8 protein-coding genes are annotated in these 6,608 nt (G+C 67.3%); 6 read left to right on the forward strand and 2 right to left on the reverse strand.

Annotation, left to right across the window (positions count from 1 at the left end):
- The first annotated feature begins 37 nt into the window (after positions 1 to 37).
- Both JX613_RS06125 and JX613_RS06130 read left to right on the forward strand, forming a co-directional pair.
- Positions 38 to 661 (forward strand): hypothetical protein, encoded by a 624-nt coding sequence (locus JX613_RS06125; protein WP_237168386.1) that lies wholly within the window; start codon positions 38 to 40, stop codon positions 659 to 661.
- Positions 658 to 996, forward strand: coding sequence for a hypothetical protein (locus JX613_RS06130; protein WP_207100577.1), 339 nt, complete (start codon positions 658 to 660; stop codon positions 994 to 996). The genes JX613_RS06125 and JX613_RS06130 overlap by 4 nt, the downstream gene beginning before the upstream one ends.
- 236 nt (positions 997 to 1,232) lie before the next feature.
- Here JX613_RS06130 and ubiB read toward each other — a convergent pair whose 3' ends face one another.
- Both ubiB and ubiE read right to left on the reverse strand, forming a co-directional pair.
- A complete protein-coding gene (ubiB, locus tag JX613_RS06135; RefSeq protein ID WP_207100578.1) occupies positions 1,233 to 2,771 on the reverse strand; it encodes a 2-polyprenylphenol 6-hydroxylase in 1,539 nt (512 codons plus the stop codon).
- Positions 2,768 to 3,514: a bifunctional demethylmenaquinone methyltransferase/2-methoxy-6-polyprenyl-1,4-benzoquinol methylase UbiE gene (ubiE, locus tag JX613_RS06140; protein WP_207100579.1), complete on the reverse strand. Its 747-nt coding sequence runs from the start codon at positions 3,512 to 3,514 to the stop codon at positions 2,768 to 2,770. The genes ubiB and ubiE overlap by 4 nt, the downstream gene beginning before the upstream one ends.
- 74 nt (positions 3,515 to 3,588) lie before the next feature.
- Here ubiE and mutM point away from each other — a divergent pair, with 74 nt between their 5' ends.
- The 4 genes from mutM to JX613_RS06160 all read left to right on the forward strand — a co-directional run.
- On the forward strand, positions 3,589 to 4,434 hold the full coding sequence (gene mutM, locus JX613_RS06145) for a bifunctional DNA-formamidopyrimidine glycosylase/DNA-(apurinic or apyrimidinic site) lyase (protein ID WP_207100580.1): 846 nt from the start codon (positions 3,589 to 3,591) through the stop codon (positions 4,432 to 4,434).
- A 68-nt stretch (positions 4,435 to 4,502) separates the two neighbouring features.
- Complete coding sequence (locus tag JX613_RS06150) at positions 4,503 to 5,279, forward strand: enoyl-CoA hydratase (RefSeq protein ID WP_207100581.1); 777 nt, start codon at positions 4,503 to 4,505, stop codon at positions 5,277 to 5,279.
- 156 nt (positions 5,280 to 5,435) lie between these two features.
- Positions 5,436 to 5,705 (forward strand): 30S ribosomal protein S20, encoded by a 270-nt coding sequence (gene rpsT, locus JX613_RS06155; RefSeq protein WP_207100582.1) that lies wholly within the window; start codon positions 5,436 to 5,438, stop codon positions 5,703 to 5,705.
- 564 nt (positions 5,706 to 6,269) lie between these two features.
- Positions 6,270 to 6,608, forward strand: a 339-nt coding sequence (locus JX613_RS06160) for a DnaA N-terminal domain-containing protein (protein WP_272874508.1), incomplete at its 3' end; no start/stop codon positions are given.

The following is a 6,608-nucleotide window of genomic DNA, read 5'->3' on the forward strand; positions in this document are numbered from 1 at the left end:
GCCCTTGCGGCGCAAATCTGGATCTGCATGTGGGAGGATGACCATGAACCGTGCGATTGCCGCAGCCCTGTGGCTGGGCCTGTCCGTGCTGACCGCCAGCCCCGTCCTGGCGGGCGAGGCCGGGGATGCCGTCTTTGCCGAGCGCGGCCCCTGGTCGCTGGAGGGCCGCGATCTCAACTGGACCCTGCATGTCGAGGGCCCCGAGTCGCCGGGCTTTCTGCGCATCGACAAGGGCAGCGTGACCCTGAGGGAGGGCACCGATCCTTCGGACCGGCAGCCGATCCTGCAACTGGTCCAGAAGACCGACACCCGCACCCGGCAGATCGGGCCCTTTCCGGTGTCCGGCGGCGATCCGGTGCTGACCTTCTTTCTGGAACAGACGGCCCGCGACATGGCGCGGCTGACCGGGGGAAGCCCCTTCTATATCCGCAACCGCATCAAGGACGCGCTGTTCGGCGGCGGCCGGATCACCCGTGAAGGGGAACAGTCGGTGGCCAGCTTCCAGCCCTTCGACGGGGATCCGAACGCGGCCCGCATGGGGGGCTTCGACAGCCTGACGCTGACCTTCGTGCTGGGCGATCCCCGCCAGCCGATCCGCGAACTGCGGGCCGAGACCCAAGGCGATCAGCCCGGCTATCTGAACCGGATGGCGCTGCAATGATCCTGCGGCTGCTGGTCCTGGCGACCACCCTGGGGGCCGGGGCGGTCCATGCGCAGGCGGTCAACGATTACCCGACCAACGCGCGGGCCGAATATGTCTTTGCCTGCATGGCGACCAACGGGCAAAGCCGCGACATGCTGGACCGCTGTTCCTGCGCCATCGACCGGATCGCCGAGGTTCTGCCCTATGACGATTATGTCCAGGCCGAAACCGTGCTGCGGATGCAGCAGACCACCGGCGAGCGCGCGGGCATGTTCAAGAGCATGGCCCAGATGACCGAGATCGTGGCCGGGCTGAAGCGCGCCGAGGCCGAGGCCGAGATTTTGTGTTTCTGAACGAAGGTTGAAGGCGGGATCAGGAAACGCATGCGTTTCCCCCGCCCTTTATCGGACGGTTCACTCAGAGACGGTGCCGTCTCATGACCACGAAAGGCCGGCGCCCGCCTCGGGGGGCGTGAAGCGCCCGCCGGGGGCGGGGCGGGCGCTGGCCGGGCCTTTGGGCCCGGCAGTTCAGATGGATATGTTCCAATGTGGCGAAGGCGATGGCCTTCGCCAGCCCAAGGGACGGCCCCTCAAACCAGCACCATCCCCAAGGCCGCCCCGGCCCCAAGCGCCAGCACCACCGCCAGCCAGACCGGCGCGCCGCGCCGCACCAGCACGGGCTGCACCCGGCGGGCATCCTCGGGGTGCGCGCGTTCCCACAGCGCCTGCTCGACGATGCGCGGCAGCAGCGGGCCGTATCGCCCGACGGTTTGCGCCACGCGCGCCATGTCGCCCGCCAGCGCCTTCGGCCCGATGTTCGACCGGATGTAGTCCGACACCACGGGCTTGGCCGCGTCCCAGATGTTCAGCTGCGGATCGACCGACCGGGCCACGCCCTCGACCACGACCATGGTGCGCTGCAGCAGGATCAACTGGGTCTGGGTCTGCATCCCGAAGCGTTCCGTCACCTCGAACAGATAGGCCAGCAGGTTCGCCATGGAAATCTGGCTGGCATTGGCCCCGAAGATCGGCTCGCCCACGGCCCGCAGGGCGCGGGCGAACTGCGCCTCGTCGCGGTCGCGGGGGACATAGCCCGCCTCGAAATGCACGCGGGCCACGCGGCGGTAATCGCGCTGGATGAAGCCATACAGGATCTCGGCATAGATGCGGCGGGTGTATTCGTCGATCTCGCCCATGATGCCGAAGTCATAGGCCAGCACGTCGCCATTCGCCGCGACCTTGAGGTTGCCGTGATGCATGTCGGCATGGAAGAACCCGTCGCGCAGCGCGTGCTGCAGGAACAGCTGGATCACCCGCGTGGCGATGCGGGCCGTGTCGTGCCCCGCCGCCACCAGCGCGGCGCGGTCGCCCATTGGCAACCCCTCGGCCCAGTCCGATGTCAGGACGCGCCGCGACGACAGGTCCCAATGCGGATGGGGAATGGCAAAGCCCGCATCGCCCTTGGTGTTTTCCGCGAATTCGGACGCGTTGGCCGCTTCCAGCCGCATGTCCTGTTCGGCGGTGACGGTGGATTCGAAATGGCGCACCACGTCGCGCGGGCGCAGGCGGCGGCTGCCGGGCGCAAGGGCCTCGATAAGCCCGGCGGCAAAGTGAAAGGCGTCGATGTCGCGGCGGAAGGCGGGGCCGATGCCGGGGCGCAAGACCTTGACCGCGACCTCTCGCCCCGTGTCGCGCACGCGGGCGCGGTGGACCTGGGCGATGGAGGCCGCGGCCACGGGTTCCGAGAATTCCGAAAACAGCAGGTCCACCGGCTGGCGCAGGTCGGCCTGGATGATCTCTTTCGCCTGCTCGGTGGGAAAGGGCGGCAGGCGGTCCTGCAGCATCCGCAACTGCTGGGCCAGTTCGACCCCCACCACATCGGCGCGGGTGGACAGGATCTGGCCGAACTTGATGTAGGCCGGTCCAAGCGCGGTGATGGCCCGCGTGATCGGCGGCAGGTTCGGATCGCCGTTGTAGCCCAGCCAGCGGAACGGCCAGCCCAGCACGCGCGCGGCGATGCGCAGGCGCGGCGGCGCATCCACCGCGTCCAGGACCGCGCGCATGGCGCCGGTGCGTTCAAACGTGGCGCCCGTGCGGATCAGGCGCAAAAGGTTGTGCGGCCCCCTCAAAGCTTCCAGCCCGAATGAAGGGCCGCGATGCCCATGGACAGGTTGCGGTATTGCACGCGGTCAAAGCCCGCCGCGCGGATCATGTCGGCGAAGCTGTCCTGGTCGGGGAACTTGCGGATCGATTCGACCAGGTATTGATAGCTGTCGCGATCCCCCGTCACCGCCTGGCCCATGGCCGGGATGACGTTGAAGCTGTAGCGGTCATAGGCCCATTGCAGCGCATCCACCGGGATCTGGCTGAACTCCAGCACCACCAGCCGCCCGCCGGGCTTCAGCACGCGGTACGCCTCGGCCAGGGCGTCGGGGATGCGGGTGACGTTGCGGATGCCGAAGCTGATCGTGTAGCGGTCGAAGCTGGCATCCGCAAAGGGCAGCGCCATCGCGTCGCCCGTGACCCAGGCCAGCCGGTCGGATTTCTCCACAGCATCGGCGCGCTTGCGCCCCTCGACCAGCATGGATTCGGTCATGTCGCAGACGGTGACGCGCGCGCCCGGCGCGCGGTCCAGAAAGCGGAAGGCGATGTCGCCCGTGCCGCCCGCCACGTCCAGCAGGTGCTGGCCATTCCGCGGCGCAAGCCAGTCCATCATCGCGTTCTTCCAGACCCGGTGGACGCCCGCGCTCATCAGGTCGTTCATCAGGTCATAGCGGCTGGCAACGCTGGAAAAGACCCCGTGGACCATCCCGGCCTTGGCATCCTCGTCCACGGTCCGGAAACCGAAATGGGTCTGGGTCTTGTCGCTCATGCCGCTTGCCGATCCGCTGTTTCATCGCCAGATAAGCCCGAAGTCCCCGACACACAATGCATGGGCAGGCCCCTTTGCCAGAACTCCCCGAAGTCGAAACCGTCCGCCGCGGCCTGTTGCCGCACCTCGAAGGCCAACGCATCCGGCGGGCCGAGGTTCGCCGCCCCGACCTGCGCTGGCCCTTGCCGGTCGATCTGGTGCAGGTGCTGACCGGGGCCACGGTGACGGCGCTGCGGCGGCGGTCGAAATACCTGCTGGCCGACCTGGACCGGGGCGGCACGCTGCTGATGCATCTGGGCATGTCGGGGCGGATGCTGGTGCAGGGGGGCAGCCTTGGAGATTTCCACCGCGACCCGGCGATCCTGCCGCGCCACGACCATGTGGTGCTGGTGACGGACGGGGGCACCACGATCACCTTCAACGACGCCCGCCGCTTTGGCATGGTGGACCTGATCCGCGAGGGGGTGTCCCATCCGCTGCTGGACCACCTGGGGCCGGAACCCTTCGACGACAGCTTCACGCCGGGCTATCTGGCGACGGCCTTTGCGGGCCGCAGGGTGCCCGTGAAACAGGCGCTGCTGGACCAGCGCATCGTCGCGGGCCTTGGCAACATCTATGTCAGCGAGGCGCTGCACCGCGCGGGCATCGACCCGCGCCGGGCGGCGGGGCGCATCGGGGCCGCGCGCATCGCGGCGCTTGTGGGCCATATCCGCGACGTGCTGACGGACGCCATCGCGGCGGGCGGATCCAGCTTGCGCGACCACCGGCAGGCCAGCGGGGAACTGGGCTATTTCCAGCACAGCTTCCGCGTCTATGACCGCGAGGGCGCGCCCTGCCCCACCCCAGGCTGCGCGGGCACCATCCGCCGCATCGTCCAGGGGGGCCGGTCGAGTTTCTACTGTCCGGTCTGCCAGAGATAGGCTGCTTGGCTTTTCGTCCCCGCTTTTGTTAGGGTCCGCCCCGAACGCATCGCAAGGGGGGCGCAACCATGGCCTATGACACCATCATCGTCGAGATCGAGGACAGCACCGCCCTGATCCGCCTGAACCGCCCCGAGGCGTTGAACGCGCTGAACACCGCGCTGATCACGGAACTGGGCCATGCCCTGGCTGATGCCGACCGCAACGACAAGATCCGCTGCGTGGTGCTGACCGGCAGCGAAAAGGCCTTCGCGGCCGGCGCCGACATCAAGGAAATGTCCACCAAGAGTTTCGTGGACGCCTATGAGGAAGACCTGTTCGGCGCCAAGATCGACGCCATCACCCGCATCCGCAAGCCGATCATCGCTGCCGTTTCCGGCTATGCCTTGGGCGGGGGCTGCGAGCTGGCGATGATCTGCGATTTCATCATCGCGGCGGACACCGCCAAGTTCGGCCAGCCCGAGATCAACCTGGGCGTCATCGCGGGCATCGGCGGCACGCAGCGGCTTACCCGCTTCGTGGGCAAGTCCAAGGCCATGGACATGCACCTGACCGGCCGCTTCATGGACGCGGCCGAGGCCGAGCGCGCGGGCCTTGTCAGCCGCGTGGTGCCCGCCGCCAAGCTGATCCCCGAGGCCATGGCCGCGGCCCGAAAGATCGCCGAGAAATCGCAAGTCTCGGTCAAGGCCGCGAAGGAGGCCGTGAACCGCGCCTTTGAGACCACCATGACCGAGGGCATCCTGTTCGAGCGGCGCACCTTCCAGGCGCTGTTTTCCACCGAGGACCAGAAGGAAGGCATGGCCGCCTTCCTGGAAAAGCGCGAGCCGCAGTTCCGCGACCGCTGATTTCAGGCTTTCCTTTCTGGAAGGTTTGCCCTATACGCCCCGGCTTACATGCGCGTGGGCCCGCTTAGGCAAGAATCATGGCTGCTTTCCCCGGAAAGCGGATGCCTTGGGTCTTTCGCGCGACCGAAACGCTGAAAGACCCAAAGGATAGATCCCATGGCCAATACGCCCCAGTCCAAGAAACGCGCCCGCCAGATCGAGCGCCGCACCGATGTGAACAAGGCCCGCCGCTCGCGCATCCGCACCTTCATCCGCAAGGTGGAAGAAGCCATCGCTTCGGGCAATGCCGATGGGGCCAAGGCGGCGCTGCAGGCGGCGCAGCCCGAACTGATGCGCGGCGTCACCAAGGGCGTGGTCCACAAGAATACTGCGTCGCGGAAAATCTCGCGCCTGGCGGCCCGCGTGAAGGCGCTGTCGGCGGTCTGATCGCCGCGCGGGCCCTGGCCCGGATTGCCTTGAAATCGCGGCCCCCGGGGCCCTGGAACAGGATCGGGCGTGGAGGAAAATCCGCGCCCGATTTTGCGTTTCTGCACCTGCGAATGTTGCAAAAATGCCTACATTTCAAGGCGTTCGGGATTCTTTCCTTTTGAGTCAAGGGGCTCGCAGATTCGGTTCGGCAAAGACCCTGTCAAGCGCATAGTTCGGTTGCGGGGCCCCCGGCGCCGTGGCTAACCTGATGGGGCGATTCACGTCGCTGTGTTGGGGGACGGGCCGGTCGGCGGCGGATTTCAAATCCGCAAACGGCAGGTCGGGTCAGTGAAGCAACAGGCGCTTCATGCTGCCCTCGGGGTTCTTGCAGACGGCTGCCACCGGATGCGCGCGGGCCTCGTGTCTTTGGATCTGGAATCGGGCGAAAGCCCCGTCATGCGACCCTGTTTCGGGCCGCAGGGTGGGGTGTTGGCGCGGTTTTGCCATTCCGATGCGCGTCGCGAATCCTGTTTCGCCGGATCGTCCGGCGAAGGCTGGGGACAGGATAGATAGGGCACGACAATGGACGATCTTTGGGGTCAGGCATGCGCCACGCTGGAAACAAGCGTGGGGCCGAACAATTTCAACCATTGGATCAAACCCTTGCGGTTGACCGGGCTGGATGGGGGGATTGCCCATTTCGCCAGCCCCACCCGCTTCATCTCGGACTGGGTGAACCGGCATTTCGCCAAGGACATCATGGGCGTCCTCAGCCGCCACGGCCAGCCGGTCGAACGGCTGCGCTTTGACGTGGTCCCGCAGGCCGCCCCCGGCCGCGCCCGTCCGGCGGCGGCTGCTGCTGCCAAGCCCGCGCGCCCCGTAGCCTCGGCCATGGCCCCCGCCACCGCCCGCGTGGCCCGC

The sequence above is a fragment of the Paracoccus shandongensis genome (genome assembly GCF_017315735.1).
Lineage (GTDB): Bacteria > Pseudomonadota > Alphaproteobacteria > Rhodobacterales > Rhodobacteraceae > Paracoccus > Paracoccus shandongensis.

Coding starts and splice junctions, on each gene's coding strand:
- JX613_RS06125 (WP_237168386.1), top strand. CDS start 38: ATGACCATGAACCGTGCGATTGCCGCAGCCCTGTGGCTGGGCCTGTCC.
- JX613_RS06130 (WP_207100577.1), top strand. CDS start 658: ATGATCCTGCGGCTGCTGGTCCTGGCGACCACCCTGGGGGCCGGGGCG.
- JX613_RS06150 (WP_207100581.1), top strand. CDS start 4,503: ATGGCCTATGACACCATCATCGTCGAGATCGAGGACAGCACCGCCCTG.
- rpsT (WP_207100582.1), top strand. CDS start 5,436: ATGGCCAATACGCCCCAGTCCAAGAAACGCGCCCGCCAGATCGAGCGC.
- ubiE (WP_207100579.1), bottom strand. CDS start 3,514: ATGAGCGACAAGACCCAGACCCATTTCGGTTTCCGGACCGTGGACGAG.